General features: G+C 75.1%; 14 protein-coding genes and 2 pseudogenes. 7 read left to right on the top strand and 9 right to left on the bottom strand.

The annotated features are described in order from the left end of the window. Nucleotides 1-73 precede the first annotated feature (73 nt). Nucleotides 74-592: a hypothetical protein gene (locus AB2U05_RS37015; protein ID WP_369185774.1), complete on the top strand. Its 519-nt coding sequence runs from the start codon at nucleotides 74-76 to the stop codon at nucleotides 590-592. 97 nt (nucleotides 593-689) lie between these two features. Here AB2U05_RS37015 and AB2U05_RS37010 read toward each other — a convergent pair whose 3' ends face one another. Both AB2U05_RS37010 and AB2U05_RS37005 read right to left on the bottom strand, forming a co-directional pair. Then, nucleotides 690-1,292, bottom strand: a complete 603-nt coding sequence (locus tag AB2U05_RS37010; protein ID WP_045701100.1) for a hypothetical protein — start codon at nucleotides 1,290-1,292, stop codon at nucleotides 690-692. Nucleotides 1,293-1,707: 415 nt separating this feature from the next. Continuing rightward, nucleotides 1,708-1,896 (bottom strand): antitoxin, encoded by a 189-nt coding sequence (locus tag AB2U05_RS37005; RefSeq protein ID WP_045701098.1) that lies wholly within the window; start codon nucleotides 1,894-1,896, stop codon nucleotides 1,708-1,710. Between the two features lie 285 nt (nucleotides 1,897-2,181). Between AB2U05_RS37005 and AB2U05_RS37000 the strand changes: the two are divergent. Continuing rightward, nucleotides 2,182-2,325 (top strand): annotated as a pseudogene (locus AB2U05_RS37000) (LuxR C-terminal-related transcriptional regulator); the annotation flags it as partial. A gap of 92 nt (nucleotides 2,326-2,417) precedes the next feature. On the opposite strand, the pseudogene AB2U05_RS36995 reads toward AB2U05_RS37000, so the two are convergent. The 4 genes and pseudogenes from AB2U05_RS36995 to AB2U05_RS36980 all read right to left on the bottom strand — a co-directional run. Further along, nucleotides 2,418-2,813, bottom strand: a pseudogene (locus tag AB2U05_RS36995) (nuclear transport factor 2 family protein); the annotation flags it as partial. A 127-nt stretch (nucleotides 2,814-2,940) separates the two neighbouring features. Continuing rightward, on the bottom strand, nucleotides 2,941-3,414 hold the full coding sequence (locus AB2U05_RS36990; RefSeq protein WP_045701094.1) for a GNAT family N-acetyltransferase: 474 nt from the start codon (nucleotides 3,412-3,414) through the stop codon (nucleotides 2,941-2,943). Further along, nucleotides 3,408-3,884, bottom strand: a complete 477-nt coding sequence (locus AB2U05_RS36985; RefSeq protein WP_369185773.1) for a rhodanese-like domain-containing protein — start codon at nucleotides 3,882-3,884, stop codon at nucleotides 3,408-3,410. The genes AB2U05_RS36990 and AB2U05_RS36985 overlap by 7 nt, the downstream gene beginning before the upstream one ends. Nucleotides 3,885-4,054: 170 nt before the next feature. Next, complete coding sequence (locus tag AB2U05_RS36980; protein WP_369185772.1) at nucleotides 4,055-5,086, bottom strand: alpha/beta hydrolase; 1,032 nt, start codon at nucleotides 5,084-5,086, stop codon at nucleotides 4,055-4,057. A 356-nt stretch (nucleotides 5,087-5,442) separates the two neighbouring features. On the opposite strand from AB2U05_RS36980, the gene AB2U05_RS36975 reads away from it, so the two are divergent. Beyond that, a complete protein-coding gene (locus AB2U05_RS36975) occupies nucleotides 5,443-5,601 on the top strand; it encodes a hypothetical protein (protein WP_157882276.1) in 159 nt (52 codons plus the stop codon). A 113-nt stretch (nucleotides 5,602-5,714) separates the two neighbouring features. On the opposite strand, the gene AB2U05_RS36970 is transcribed toward AB2U05_RS36975, so the two are convergent. Next, nucleotides 5,715-6,278 carry a nitroreductase family protein gene (locus AB2U05_RS36970; protein WP_045704579.1) on the bottom strand — a complete coding sequence of 188 codons (564 nt, stop codon included), beginning with the start codon at nucleotides 6,276-6,278 and terminating at the stop codon, nucleotides 5,715-5,717. Nucleotides 6,279-6,413: 135 nt separating this feature from the next. On the opposite strand from AB2U05_RS36970, the gene AB2U05_RS36965 reads away from it, so the two are divergent. After that, nucleotides 6,414-8,828, top strand: coding sequence for a penicillin acylase family protein (locus AB2U05_RS36965; RefSeq protein WP_369185771.1), 2,415 nt, complete (start codon nucleotides 6,414-6,416; stop codon nucleotides 8,826-8,828). Nucleotides 8,829-9,061: 233 nt separating this feature from the next. Beyond that, nucleotides 9,062-9,673 (top strand): dihydrofolate reductase family protein, encoded by a 612-nt coding sequence (locus AB2U05_RS36960; RefSeq protein ID WP_045704577.1) that lies wholly within the window; start codon nucleotides 9,062-9,064, stop codon nucleotides 9,671-9,673. A gap of 79 nt (nucleotides 9,674-9,752) precedes the next feature. Here the strand turns inward: AB2U05_RS36960 and AB2U05_RS36955 are convergent, their stop codons facing one another. Continuing rightward, on the bottom strand, nucleotides 9,753-10,565 hold the full coding sequence (locus AB2U05_RS36955) for an NAD-dependent epimerase/dehydratase family protein (RefSeq protein ID WP_369185770.1): 813 nt from the start codon (nucleotides 10,563-10,565) through the stop codon (nucleotides 9,753-9,755). 320 nt (nucleotides 10,566-10,885) lie between these two features. Here AB2U05_RS36955 and AB2U05_RS36950 point away from each other — a divergent pair, with 320 nt between their 5' ends. Together AB2U05_RS36950 and AB2U05_RS36945 are read left to right on the top strand one after the other, a co-directional pair. Continuing rightward, nucleotides 10,886-11,320 carry a hypothetical protein gene (locus AB2U05_RS36950; RefSeq protein WP_369185769.1) on the top strand — a complete coding sequence of 145 codons (435 nt, stop codon included), beginning with the start codon at nucleotides 10,886-10,888 and terminating at the stop codon, nucleotides 11,318-11,320. 1 nt (nucleotide 11,321) lies between these two features. Continuing rightward, nucleotides 11,322-12,326, top strand: a complete 1,005-nt coding sequence (locus AB2U05_RS36945; protein WP_369185768.1) for a tyrosinase family protein — start codon at nucleotides 11,322-11,324, stop codon at nucleotides 12,324-12,326. Between the two features lie 72 nt (nucleotides 12,327-12,398). On the opposite strand, the gene AB2U05_RS36940 is transcribed toward AB2U05_RS36945, so the two are convergent. Then, nucleotides 12,399-13,670 (bottom strand): cytochrome P450, encoded by a 1,272-nt coding sequence (locus AB2U05_RS36940; RefSeq protein ID WP_045704573.1) that lies wholly within the window; start codon nucleotides 13,668-13,670, stop codon nucleotides 12,399-12,401. Between the last annotated feature and the right edge of the window lie 150 nt (nucleotides 13,671-13,820).

Below are 13,820 nucleotides of genomic sequence, written 5' to 3'. Positions count from 1 at the left end.
ATCAGTCAGTTCCCTGTGCTGCCCTACGTGTTGTTCCGTGCACACCGTGCACCGTTTCCGGAGGCATCCCGCGATGATCGCCACCTGCCCGACGTGCGCCACGGCCGACGAGGCCGTCGCCGTACCCGAGGCCCTGTCGGACACCGACCGCCCGCTCGACCCGCCGACGCGGGAGCTGCTGGAGATGCTGCCCGAGCCCCGGCGCACGAGCGGGGGCGCGGTGACGCTGTTCGTGCTGGCCGGGATCTGCGGTGTCCGGGGGCTGTTCGGGCTGGGCTCCTACGGCGGGCGCAGCCCCGACCCCTGGTACCAGTTCGGGTACCAGTTCGGCCCGTTCGTCTTCGCCGCGGTCCTGCTGAGCATCGGGCTCGTCCTGCAGTCCAACCACCGGGAGAAACACCGTCACACGGCGGGCCGGTGGCCGCAGACCTACGAGCAGTGGCAGCAGCTGCGGGAGGTGTGGCGGGCGACCTGGCTGTGCCGGCGCTGCCAGGTCGCGTTCCTGCCCGCCGCCTCGCCCGGGATACCCCTGGCGCAGTTCTGGCCGTGGACGGTGGCCGTCGCACGCCGCGGCGAGCGCCCCGGCCGCTGACCGGCCGCTGACCGGCCGCTGACCGGCCGCTGACCGGCCCGCCGGCCGCCGCGCCGGGGGGCGCGGCGGCCGGCGGGACCGGCGGGATCGGTGGGGATCAGTAGTGGCCGAGGTAGAAGCCGCCGAAGCCGCTGCAGCCGTACCCCCAGCGGGCGCCCGTGAAGTAGCCGGACGGGATCGGCGAGTTGGAGCAGACGAGCAGGCCGACCTTGGCGACCTGGTGGAACCAGGCGCCGACGCCGTGGCAGCCGGGGACCTGGTAGCCGGTCACGACGTAGCCCGGGACGATCGGGGAGCCGCCGCAGGTCCAGATCCCGTCCTTGACGAGGCTGTGCTGCCAGGAGCCCATCCCGTTGCAGCCGTAGCTCAGGTAGTCGGTGAGGACGTAGCCCGCGTAGATCGGGGAGCCGCCGCAGCTGTAGAGCCCGTCCGCGTCCGGCTGCTGGAACCAGGAGCCCCAGCCGTTACAGCCGTCCTTGTTGAAGGCGGTGTTGACGTAGCCGTCCGGGATGGCGGCGCCGGAGCAGGCCCACTGGCCGCCGCCGCTGAGGGCGGCGGGCTGGGCGGCGGCGCTGGACGTGCCGGCGGCGGTGCCCGCGAGGACGAACGAGGCGATGAGCGCGAGCGCGCCGAGGGTGGCGCCGAGGCCGCGGCGCACGAGCGCGCCGGTGAGGCGCTTCCACAGGTGGCGAGGGTGCATGGTCGGTTCACTCCAGTCCTGGCGGCGGGCATGCCCGATGCCCGCTGGTCGGGGGGGGGGAGGGCCGTGCGTTGATCGGGCCTCACCCTAGTGCGGAGATCATGCGACCATCTGATGTTTGGCTTGTGAAGGGCCCGACTTGGCCGGAACGCCGGGGTTCCGGGCGGGCGCGGCGGCCGTGCTCGCCGGATAGCGGACGACCGGTGCCGCTCGGGCCCGTACGGACCCGGCCGCGGCGGCCTTCGGGGCGGCCGCGGGCGACGGCGCGGCGCTCGCCCGCGATCGCACACAGGCGCGGGCCCCGGCGCGCGCGAGCGGCGGGCGCCGGGGCAGGGGGGTGTCGGGGAGCGGGATGTGAGGTGGCGTCAGGAGTGCTGTCCGGCGCCACCGTTGCGTCGTGGTCGGGCCGGGCCCGCTACGGCTGGTCGGTCGGGGGCTGCTGCTGGCCGAGCTGCTCGTCGATCTTCTGCTTCGCGGTGTCGACCTGGCCCTCGTACTTGTTGCCGGTGCGCTCGTTGAAGGCGTCGCCCGCCTTGTCGACGCCGCGCGTGGCCTGGTCCTCGTGGCCGTGCAGCAGACTCTTGAGCTTGTCGAGCATGGACATGGCCGTCCTCCTCGGGAGTGCCTGGCACCTCCAGGATCACCGCAGGGGCCACGCCGTGCATCCGGAGGCCGGGAGTCCATGACATGCGCATGGCTTCCTGTTGGGGTGCGGACCGGCCCGTGGGCGGCCTCCGCGAGGCCTTCCGGTGCGGCCCGCGGGCGGCGAGGCCGCGCCCGGGCCCCCGCCGGCCCGACCGGCTCCGCCGGCACCCCCGCCCAGGAGCAGCCCCCCGCCGCGCCGCCCGGCCGCGGCCGCGACCCGCGGGAGTCGGGGCCGCGGCGCGCTCGGGAGATCGGCGAGCGGATCCGGCTGTCCCCGCGCACGGTCGGCGCCCACCTCTACCGGGCCTTCCCCAAGCTGGGCGTCACCACCCGCGCGGCCCTGCGCGACGCCCTGACCAGGCTGGACCACCACCGCGCCGCCCCCTGACCCCCGGCCGGGGCGCGGCCGGGGACGGGGCCGCGGCGCAGGTGGCGGCTGACGTCCCCGACCAGGGTGATGCGCACCCGGCGGCACGTGAACCGCCAGCGGCCGTCGCGGCGTTCGAAGCGATCGTGGTAGCGGCCGGCGGCGATGGCCCGCAGGGGGTGGCCGGGCAGGGCCTGCAGGACGGTGACGTACGAGCGCGCGAGCGCCGTGCCCGCCCGTTCGTCGACCTCGACGGCGAGGTTGGTGGTGACGTGCTGGGTGCGCGGGGTGCCGTCCGCGTACAGGACCACGGTCTGCCGCAACATCCGCTCGATCGCCTCGCGCCCGCGCACGGGCGCGCCGCTGCCGGTCAGGACGGCGTCGGCGAGCAGGGCGCCCAGGGCCGGGAAGTCGCCGTCGTCGACGAGTTCGGCGTAGCGGGCGATCAGGTTCTCGACGGCGCGGTGGCCGGGTGTCTCGTCGGTGGCCGGGCGCTCGGGTGCGGGCATGGTCTCCCCCGGGGGTGGGGCGGGTGGTCGTCGGGTCCGGGGCGCTGCGCCGCGCGGCCTCGGCTCCACTGTCACCCGGCCGTACCCGCCCCGGCATCGGTCATGTGACGGTCTTTGGCCGCCGGGCTCAGCGGGTGGGGAGTGTGAAGCGGACCTTGGGGCGGGAGCGGGCGCCGGTGCGGTGGTAGAAGCGGACGGCGTCGGTGTTCCAGTCGGGGGTCTGCCACTGGAGCTCGGCGGCGCCCAGGTCGGCGGCGGCGGCGCGCACGGCGTCGAGCAGGGCGCGGCCCCAGCCGGCGCCGCGGTGCGCCTCGGTGACGAACAGGCAGTCCAGGTGGACGTGGTCGCCTCCCTGCCAGGTGGAGAACTCGCGGGAGAAGGTGGCGTAGCCGGTGGGTTGGCCGCCGTGGTCCAGGACGAGGCACCAGGCCCGGGGGTGGGGTGCGAACAGGGCGGGTGCGAGGCGGGTGGCGAGGTCGGCGGGGACGGGCTCGGCGCGTTCGAAGGCGGCGTGGGCCGCGCACAGGCGGGCGATGGCCGGCAGGTCGGCCGCGGTGGCCGGGCGGATCGTGGCGCCCGGCCGGGCGGGGTCGTTCAGCATGCGCAGGAGATGCCCGAGCGCGGGGCGGTCAGGTCGTCGACGGGGCGCTGCTGGGGGCCGGCGGCGGTGTCGTAGGCGAAGCCCTCGCGGGCCCAGTACTCGAAGCCGCCGAGCATCTCCTTGACCTGGTAGCCGAGGAGGGCGAAGGCCAGGGCCGCGCGGGTGGCGCCGTTGCAGCCGGGGCCCCAGCAGTAGGTGACGACGGTGTGGGCGGGGTCGATGAGCCGGGGTGCGAGGTCGGTGATCTGCGCGGTGGGCAGGTGGAGGGCGCCGGGGATGCGGCCCTGGTCCCAGGCGGCCTTGCTGCGGGTGTAGACGACGACGATGCCGGGGGCGCCGGAGGTCAGGTCGGCGTGGACGTCGGAGACGTCGGCTTCGAAGGCGAGGCGGGCGGCGTAGTGGGCGGCGGCCTGGGCGGGGGTGGCGGCGGGGACGTTCAGGACGGCGCCGGCGGGGGCGGTGGGGGTCACAGGGTGCCTCGTGTTCCTGCTGGTGGGGACGGGGTCCGGCGGGCCGGGGCGGGTGTGCCCCGGTCGGCGATGGCTCCATCCTGCGGCTCCCGCACTCGGCCCGACGAGTGGCGTGGACGCCTGCGGTCGTCAAGATCGCGCCACTCGTACGGGGCGGGCCGGCGGGCGTCTCAGCCGGTGGTGAGGGTGTGTCCGAGCAGGGCCAGGGCGTCGGGCATGACCCGGCGCCAGAAGCCGTCCGTGTGTTCGCCGTCCGGGAAGTGCGCCTGTCGGGCCCGGGCCTGCTGGGCGGCCTGGCGGGCGGCGGGGCAGAACGGGTCCTCCTGGCCGCACCACACTCCGAGGGCGCCGATCCGGGCCCGGTCCAGTTGCAGGGTCGGCTCGTGGGCCTGCCAGTCGGCCTCGTCGGCGTAGCCGCCGGTGGTGCGGGCGTCCGCCCAGGTGCGGAACAGGGCCGGGCTGAGCAGGGCGACGGCGTCCAGGTTGCGGCCGGCGCGGGTGCGGCCGATGGCGTACTGCAGGGCGCCCGAGCCGCCCATGGAGATGCCCAGCGCGGCGCGTGGCGTGGGGAGTTGGCGGGCGTGCAGCCAGCCGGGCAGTTCCTCGCGGAGCATCGCCTGCGGGTCGTCGCCGCCGGGGGCGTGCTGGTGCCAGTAGGTGGCGTCCCCGCCGTCGACGGCGACGACGGCGAAGGGCGGTACGCCGCTCTGGACGGCGGCGGTCAGGAACTGCGGCACTCCCAGGGCCGTCATGCCCTGCGCGTCGTTGCCGCGCCCGTGCAGCAGCACGCACACCGGCAGGTCCGGGCTCGCGGCGGTGGCGGGCGGGAGCATGGTCACCAGCGTGACCTCGCGGCCCCGGGCCGCGGAGCGCACCTGCTCGACGTGCACCGTTCCCGGTGTCACCGCGGGGACGGTGCCGTCCGTTCCGGTCATGCCCAGCGTCCGCTTCAGCGCCACCTGCCCGGGCAGCCAGCCGGCGAGCACGGCGCCCGCTGCCGCGGCCCCGAGCAGGGCGGCGCCGCCCGCGGCCGCGGCGCCCAGGCGCAGCAGGTGGCGGCGCGAGGGGGCGCTGCCGGCCGGGGCGGCGCTGCCGGCCGGGGCGGCGCCGCCGGCCGGGGTGGCGGGGTCGGCCGGGGTGGCGGGGTCGGCCAGGGTGGCGGGGGGCTGCGGCGTGTCGGGGGTGGTGGGGGGCGTGGTCATGTCGGTCGGTCCTTCGCCGTTCGGTTGTCGTGCGGTGGGCCGCGGGCGGGTGCCGCACCGGGTCCGACCCGTGGACGCGCGATCGGAGCGGGTGGTTCCGCCGGGGCTCCGCCTGAGGGCACTGAGGGCGCGTCAACCCCGCCCATCGAAGGCGTCTAAGGCATCTAAGTCCCTCTAAGTAAGGTAAGGACCCTGCGGTTTCCTCTGAATCGAGGTAAGTACGGTGTCCGGGGCCCGGTCTAAGGCATCCGGGGCCGCAGGATCGGGCAGGCTCCCGATGCCCCGCCCCCCACTGGGAGAGGAAGCTCTTACTCGTCAGGGAAACGGAACGGCAAGACCCCCGGAGGGGAACCGAGATGATCGAGTACCAGACCTTCCAGCAGCAGGCCCACGAGCTCGCCGACCGCGCCGAGCACGAGCGCCTGGTGCGCGAGGCCCGGCAGGCGGCCCGGCTGCGCCGCCGTCCGGTGGCCGCGCGCTTCCAGCGTCGCGCCGTGAAGCAGCACGCGTGCTGACGGGCCGGCACCGGGGTGGTGCCGAGGGTTCGGGAGGGGAGGTGCCGGCGGACGGCGCCTCCCCTGCCCCGCGTTCGGGGGCGTGAGGCCGGGGGTGGTCACTGCGGGGGCGGTCACTGCGGGGGTGGTGCCCAGGGGGCGGTGCGCAGGTCGGCGATGGTGCGGCGGGTGCGGGGGGCGGCGGGCCCCGCGGCGGGTTTGCCGAGCGCGACCATGGAGACGATCGCCCATCCCGGGGCGGGGCGCAGTTCCTCGGTGAGGGCGTCCAGGTCGAAGGCGCGGAACTGGCGGGCGGCCAGTCCGAGGGCTTGGGCCTGGAGGGTCAGGTGGGCGACGGCCTGGCCGAGGTCGTAGTCGGCGAACTCCGAGTAGGTCATCGTGCTGTCGTCGACGTGGCGGCGGGTCAGGGTGACGACGAGCAGGCCCGCGCCGGTCGCCCAGCGGGCCGAGCTGGGGGCGAGGTGGCGTGTGACGCGTTCGTGCCGCGGTTCGCCGGGCCGGGTGGTGAGGAATCCCCAGGGCTGGGAGTTTCCGGCGGAGGGTGCCCAGCGGGCGGCTTCCAGCAGCAGGTCGAGGGTGTGGTCGTCGACGGCGGCCGAGGGGTCGAAGGCCGTGGGGCTGGCGCGTTGGGCGAGGAGCGGGTGGAGGCCGGCGAGCTGGTGTGGATCTTGGTTCACGCTCCGGCTCAACCGGGCGCCGCGCGGGGGTATTCCGGCGGGCCCCGGGGTGTACATCCGCAGGCCCATGGGCCGGGGGCGGGATAGATCGCCGGGCCGATGTCGCGCGGCCCGCGGGGCGGCAGGGTGGGGGGCATGACTCGACGTCAGTTCACTCTTCTTCCGCGGCGGTTCGCCTGCGCCCTGGCCGCGTTCGCGCTGGCCTCGGTCACCGCGGCGCTGCTGCCCGCTCCGGCCCTGGCGGCCGGCGACGATCGCGAACTCGGCGGCGGGGACGGCTACTCGGCGCAGGTGCGGCGCACCGAGTACGGGATCCCGCACGTCCTCGCGCACGACTTCCGGGGCCTGGGCTACGGGTACGGGTACGCCTTCGCGCAGGACAACCTGTGCGAACTCGCCGACCAGGTGGTGACGTTGCGCGGCGAGCGGTCGCGCTGGTTCGGCCCGGACGGCGAGAGCCCGGGCGACGGCATGAACCTGGCCCTCGACACCTACCACCAGGGACTTCGGCGGGCCGGCACGGTGCACCGGCTGCTGGAGCAGAGCGCGCCGCTCGGCCCGACCGAGGACCTGCGGCGGATGGTCGAGGGCTACGCGGCCGGCTACGACCGCTACCTGCGCGACACCGGTGTGGACGCCCTGCCCGACGCGAGCTGCCGGGGCCGGCAGTGGGTGGGCCCGATCACCGCCGAGGACATCTGGAACCTGATCTACGAGGTCAACGGGAACGCCGGCATCGCCGACGTCCAGACGGCCGTCGCCACCGCCGCCCCGCCCGGCGCGGCCGCGTCCGGTGCGGCCCCGGCGCGGGCGGGTGGCGTCAAGCGCCCGGCCGACGGGAGCCAGAACGGCCGGGACCTGGGCAGCAACGCCTGGGCGCTGGGGCGCGAGGCCACCCGCGAGGGGCACGGCATGATGCTGGCCAACCCGCACCTGCCGTGGGTCGGCGGCCACCGCTTCTACCAGGTGCAGCTGACCATCCCGGGCGTGCTGGACGTCTCCGGCGCGGCGCTGTACGGCACTCCGGTCGTGGAGATCGGCCACACCCGCGACCTGGCCTTCACGTCGACGACGAGCTTCGCCGACCACGGGTCCGTCTACCGGCTCACGCTCGTGCCCGGCGACCCGACCTCCTACCTGGTCGACGGCCGGGCCGAGAGGATGGGGCGCCAGGACGTGCCCGTCACCGTCCGGGGCGCGGACGGGCGCCTGTCCACCGTCACCCGCACGATCTACACCTCCCGCTACGGCCCGGTGCTGGCCGACCAGGACGCGGGCGTGGGCTGGACGGACACCTACGCCTACGCCTTCCGCGACGCCAACGCCGACAACCTGCGCTCGATGAGCGAGTGGCTGGCGATGGACCGCTCGCAGAGCGTGGCCGAGCTGAAGCGGGCGCAGGACACCTACCAGGGCATGCCGTGGAGCTACACCTTCGCCTCGGACGTCAGCGGCGCGACGTACTTCACCGACTCCTCCGCCGTCCCGCACCTGAGCGACGAGCAGCTCGCGCGGTGCACGCTGGTGCCCTCGCACGACCTGCCGGCGGTCCTGGACGGCTCGATCACCTCCTGCGCCTGGGGCACCGACCCGGGCGCCGTCGTCCCCGGCCTGTTCGGCCCGGCGAACCACCCCCGGCTGGAGCGCGCGGACTACGTCGCCAACTCCAACAACAACCCGTACCTCACCAACCCCGCGGCCCCGCTGGCCGGCTACCCCGGCATCTACGGCACCGAGCCCCGTCTGAGCCCGCGCGCCCAGCTCGGCCTGCGGATGATCGCCGAGCGCCGGGAGGGCACGGACGGGCTCGGCGCGCCGGGCTTCACCCTGTCCACCCTGCAGGCCGCGATGTTCGGCGACCGCGAGCAGAACGCCGAACTCGACCGGGACGACGCGGTGGCGATGTGCCGGGCCAACCCGGTGCTGAGCGCCAGCGACGGCAGCCGGGTGGACGTGAGCCGGGCCTGCGAGGTGCTGGCGGCCTGGAACACCCGCGCCGACGACACCGGCCACGGCGCCGTCCTGTGGCAGGCGTTCGGCTACGGGCTGCACACCAGGAACCCGGTGTGGCGGGTGCCGTACGACCCGGCGCAGCCGCTGACCACCCCGCGCGGGCTCGACGGCGACAGCCCCGACGTGCGGCGCGCCCTGGCGGACGCGGTGCAACGCCTCGGCAGGGACGGCACCGCGCTGGACGCCACCATCGGCGACGTCCAGCGGTGGGCGGGCATCGCGCTGCACGGCTGCGACGACGGCGCGGGCTGCTTCGACGTGGTCACCGCGTCCCCGGCCTCGGGCAGCACCGGCGGCAGCGTGCCGCAGCCGGGCACCGGCGCGCGCGGCTCCAGCTTCGTCATGGCCACCGAGCTGACCCCGCAGGGCCCGCGCACCCGCACGGTGCTCACCTACGGCGAGTCGGTCAACCCGGCGTCGCCGCACTACACCGACCAGACCGCGCTGTTCTCGCGCAAGCAGTGGGTGACGGAGCGCTTCACCGAGGCCGAGATCACGGCCTCCCCGGCGCTGGAGACCACCCGGCTGCGCGGCTAGGACGCGCGGGCGGACCGGGGCCTTCCCGGGGTGGCGGCCAGCACCCCCGGGCAGGCCCCGGCCGGCCCGCGGGCGGCCCGGCGGCGCGCCGGCGGCCCGGCGGCGCGCCGGCGGCCCGGCGGCGCGGCGCTTTCGTGCCGAAGGAGGCTGCGGCGGGCGGCGCGGCGATGAGTTTTCCGGCGTCCCGGGGTCTGCATCATGACGGGGGCGGATCGACTTCACCGGGAGCAGGCATGGGCGTCATTCGGATCGAGCTGTTCACGACCCTCGACCTGGTCGGGCAGGCGCCCGGCGGGCCGGACGAGGACCCGGCGGGCTTCCCGTTCGGCGGCTGGCAGGCGCCGCTGGTGGACGAGGCCACCGGGGCGCAGATCCTGGCCGCGTACGAGGGCACGGACGCGCTGCTGCTGGGGCGGCGCACCTACGACATCTTCGCCGCGTACTGGCCGCACCAGAAGGACGGGCAGATCGCGGAGTTGTTCAACCGCGTCCCCAAGTACGTGGCCTCGCGCGGCACGCCCGACCTCTCCTGGGCCGGGTCCGTGCGGGTGGGGGCGGACCTGGGCGCCGAGGTCGGCGCGCTGCGCGAGCGGCACGAGCAGGTGCGGGTCGTCGGCAGCCTGGACCTGGTGCAGACCCTGCTGCGGGACAGGCTCTTCGACCGCCTCGACCTGTGGGTGCACCCGATCACGCTCGGCGTCGGCAAGAAGGTCTTCGACGCCGGCGCCGTGCCCACCAACCTGACACTGCTCCAGCCGCCCGCCGCCGGCCCCAAGGGCACCGTGTACCTGCGCTACGCCCTCGCCGAAGGCACGCCCGCCACCGGCGACATGGGCGCGCGCTGACCTCGCCCGCGTGGGGCCTCGCCCGCGCGGGCCTCGGCCGCGCGCGGGCCTCGGCGGCGTGGGCCTCGGCGGCGTGGGCCTAGTGTCCGGTCTGGGTGAAGCGGCCGCCGAGGTAGCGGTGGTCCGGGTCGTCGGCGGGCAGCTCCCCCAGTCTCGCGGTCAGTTCGGCGGCGTAGGCCTCGGCGTCGTCCTGGGGCCGGTAGCCGAGCGCGCGGGCCGAGGAGAGGTCCCACCAGGCGCGGGTGTTGGCGGAGATGCCGTAGACGACGGCGTGGCCGGACACGGGGGCGGTGAGCGCGGCGTGGACGAGGCGGGCGCAGTCGCCGGGGCTGAGCCAGGTGGAGAGCATCCGCACGGTGCGGGGCCGGTCGGCGAAGGAGCCGATGCGCAGGGAGACGGTCTGGGTGCCGTGGCGGTCGGCGTACAGGGAGGCGAGGTTCTCGCCGAAGCACTTGGAGAGCCCGTAGTAGGTGTCGGGCCGCGGCGGGGCGTCCACCGGCACGACGGCGCCGCCGGCGGGCCGTTCGGTGAAGCCGGTGGCGTGGTTGCTGCTGGCGTAGACGATCCGGCGCACCCCGGCGGTGCGGGCGGCGTCGAAGAGCCGGTGGGTGCCGTCGATGTTGGCGGCGAGGATGTCGGCGAACGGCGCCTCCCCCGCGAGCCCGGCCAGGTGGATCACGGCGTCGACGCCCCGCACCGCCGCCGCCAGGGCCTTGGCGTCCTGCAGTTCGGCGGTGATCGCCTCGGGCTCGCCGGGCACCGGCAGGCGGTCGAAGCAGCGCAGCCGGTAGCCGTAGGCGGGCAGCAGCTCCCGCAGGCTGGTGCCGATGCGGCCGGCGGCGCCGGTGAGCAGGACCGGGCGGGGCTCCTGCGGCGTCGGTCGGGTCTCCATGGGTCCTCCCGGGCTCACCGGGACGGGCGGTCGCGTCTCGGTGGCGAGTGACGATACCTGACGGGCCGCCAGGGGCGCGGACGGCGTTCGCGGTTCGCGCCCGCCGGTGCGGGCCCCTCGCCGGTCACGGTCGGCCCCCTCGCCGGTCACGGTCGGCGGCGGTGCGCCGCAGGCTGGTTGCCTCTTCAACCGGTGCGTGGTGCGCGCCGGGGCCGCGCGCTGCCCGAGCTGCGCGGGGGCGGGGGCGGCGCGATGGTGGGAGAGGGACGGCGGCCGCCGGCCGGCGGTGCGTCGATGGCGCGACTTCCCGGGACGTGGACATGGACCCGACCTTCACCGCGGCGCAGCTGGCCGCCGCCGCCGAGCCGGACGCCTTCGGGCGCTACCTGGCGGGCATCAGGCCCGCGCCCGGCCACATGGGCGGCATGGGCGGTATGGGCGGTATGGGTGGGCAGGCGGGGCGTTCGTCCTCCGTGCGCACCGCGCAGTACCAGGGCCACCGGATCAGGATCGTCACCACCTACGACATCACCGTGGACGGGCGTGCGCTGCCGGCGGCCCTGGACGTGGACCGGGACGGGGTGCTGTTCTGCCACGGCCTGCCCGCCTACCAGTTCTACTCGGCGGTGGACACCGTCGAGGCGCTGATCCGCCACTTCCCCGGCGCCTTCGACCAGGCCGGTGGTGACAAGGGCAGTGGCGGCCAGGGCGGTGGTGGCGGCGGCCAGGGCGGTGGCGGCGGGGGTGGTGGCTGAGATGGCTCTGGTGCGCAGGAACATCCTGACCGACGCGGGCGCGCGTGAGGACTACGTCGCCGGTGTGCTGGCGCTCAAGCAGGACCACAGCGCCGGTGTGACCACCGACCGGCTGGGCGTGCCGGGGCCGAGCGTCCCGGTGTCGACGTACGACCAGTTCGTGATCTGGCACTGCTGGACGATGATGACGCCCGTTCCGCCGGGCGGTGACCCCACGCGGCGCAACGCCGCCCACCGCGGGCCGATCTTCCTGCCCTGGCACCGGGTCATGCTGGGCCTGCTGGAGGCGCGGATCCAGCAGGTCCTGGGCAAGCCGGGCTTCGCCCTGCCCTACTGGGACTGGTCCGCCGAGGGTGACCTCGGCTCCCCCACCGACGCCGCGGTCTTCGGCCCCGACTACCTCGGTGGCGACGGCGACCCGGTGAGCACGGGCAGGTTCGCCTTCGATGCGGCCGATGCCGGCTCGTTCGCGGTGCGCATCGAGAGCGATCTGAGCGGCATGCCCGTCCAGACGGCCCGGCCGCGGGGCCTGCGCCGCTCCTTCGCCGTCGACTGGCCGACCCTGCCCACCGGCGCCGACGTCAAGAGCGCGCTGGCCTATCAGCCGCCGGCCAGCAGTACGAAGGCCGCCGACCGCTACGACACGCCCGCCTTCGACAGTTCCTCGAAGGGCTTTCGCAACCTGCTGGAGGGCTGGCTGCCGCGCGAGCCGGCCCGCCCGGTGCACCTGCACAACCAGGTCCACGTGTGGATCGGCGGCGACATGTCGCCGGGCACCTCCCCCAACGACCCGGTGTTCTTCCTCCACCACTGCAACGTCGACCGGATCTGGGAGGGCTGGATGAACCGCTTCGGGCGCCTGTACGCCCCGGACATGAGCTTCCCGGCGGCCACCTTCCGGGGCGAGCGGAGCGGGGATCCGATCGTCTCCCCGCTCGGGCCCGGCGCCACGCCCGCCTCCGTGCTCGACGCCTCCGCGCTCTACACCTACGACGTGCTGCCGTGAGCGGGGCGCTTGCCCGCGTACGCGAAGTGCCCTGCCCCCGGGGGAAGGGGCAGGGCACGGTCCGTGGGGGCCTCAGCGCTTGGTGACCACCAGCGGCAGCTGGGCGGGGCCGCGCAGGCCGGTGGAGCCGGGCTTGAAGGTGACGTCCTTGTCGGCCAGTTCCAGGGAGGTGATCCGGGTGGCCAGCCCCAGCAGGGCCTCGCGGGCCATCATGGTGGCCAGCGGGCCGCCCAGGCAGTAGTGGATGCCGCGGCTGTAGCTGAGGTGGCCGGGGCCCTCGCGGTCGAGGAGGAAGGTGTCGGGGTCGGTGAAGACCCGCTCGTCGCGGTTGGCCGAGCCGACCATCAGGATGACGGCCTCGCCGGGCTTGATGGTCTTCCCGTGCAGTTCGACCTCCTCCAGCGCGATCCGGCCGACCTGGTGGGCCGGGGGCTCCAGGCGCAGGATCTCGTTGATCGTGGCGTCGGTGGTCTTCGGGTCGTCGGCCAGGTGGGCGAGGGCCTCGGGGTGGCGGGCGAAGACCAGGGCGGCGTTGCCGATCAGGTTGGAGAAGGTCTCCTGGGCGGCCACGACGATCAGCAGGCAGGAGGCCGCGATCTCGTGGGTGGTCAGGGCGCTGCCCTCGTCGCGGGCGCGCACCAGCTGGGAGACGATGTCGTCGCCCTCGGTGCCGTCGCGGCGGGTGGCCAGCTCGACGAAGTAGCCGGTGCACTCGGCGACCGCGACCCGGCGGGCCTTGGACTGCTCGGGCGTCAGCACGGTGTCGAAGTCCAGCAGCGCGGCGATCTCGCGGGTCCACAGGGTGAAGCGCTCGCGGTCCTCCTCGGGGATGCCGAGCATGGTGCCCAGGACCCGGATCGGCAGCGGGGTGGCGAGGCGGTCCATGATGTCGAAGCGCTCGGGCAGCTCGCCCAGCAGCTCGTCGACGATCTCGGCGACCGACTCGCGCAGCGCGGTGATCGTGGCGGGGGTGAAGGCCTGCGCGACCAGGCCGCGCAGCCGGGTGTGCTCCGGCGGGTCGGTCAGCATGAACAGCTTGGCGTCCAGGTCGTCCACGCCCAGGAACGGCAGCGGGTCGTCGCCCTCGGCACCGGTGATCTGCTCGAAGAACGTCGAGTTGCTGAAGTCCTTGCCCAGGCGGCGGTCCCGCAGCAGTGCCTCGACGTCCTCGTAGCGGCTGATCAGCCAGACGTTGTGCGGCCCCTGCAGGGCCGGGAACGCGTCGCGCAGCAGGCGGTAGGCGGGGTACGGATTGGCCTGGAGTGCCGGGTCGGCCGGATTGAACGGGAGTTCCCCGGCGCCGGCCGGCTGCTCGGCTGCGGGTGCATTCCTGGGCTCGCTCATTGTCGATACGGCCTTTCTGCGGCGGTATACCAGCGGGACAGGTCGGTGGACGAACACATCCGGTTGCGGTGCGTCAGGTAAGCAGTGGCGCGAACTCGGAGTCAAGGATGGGCAAGTGGGGAAATCCGCCGCGACTGGCAGGCGGGGGGC

This window comes from Streptomyces sp. Y1 (assembly GCF_041053115.1).
GTDB lineage: Bacteria > Actinomycetota > Actinomycetes > Streptomycetales > Streptomycetaceae > Kitasatospora > Kitasatospora rubellomurina.
Note: the sequence above shows the minus strand (reverse complement) of the source record. Positions and strands in the feature narration are given on the sequence as shown.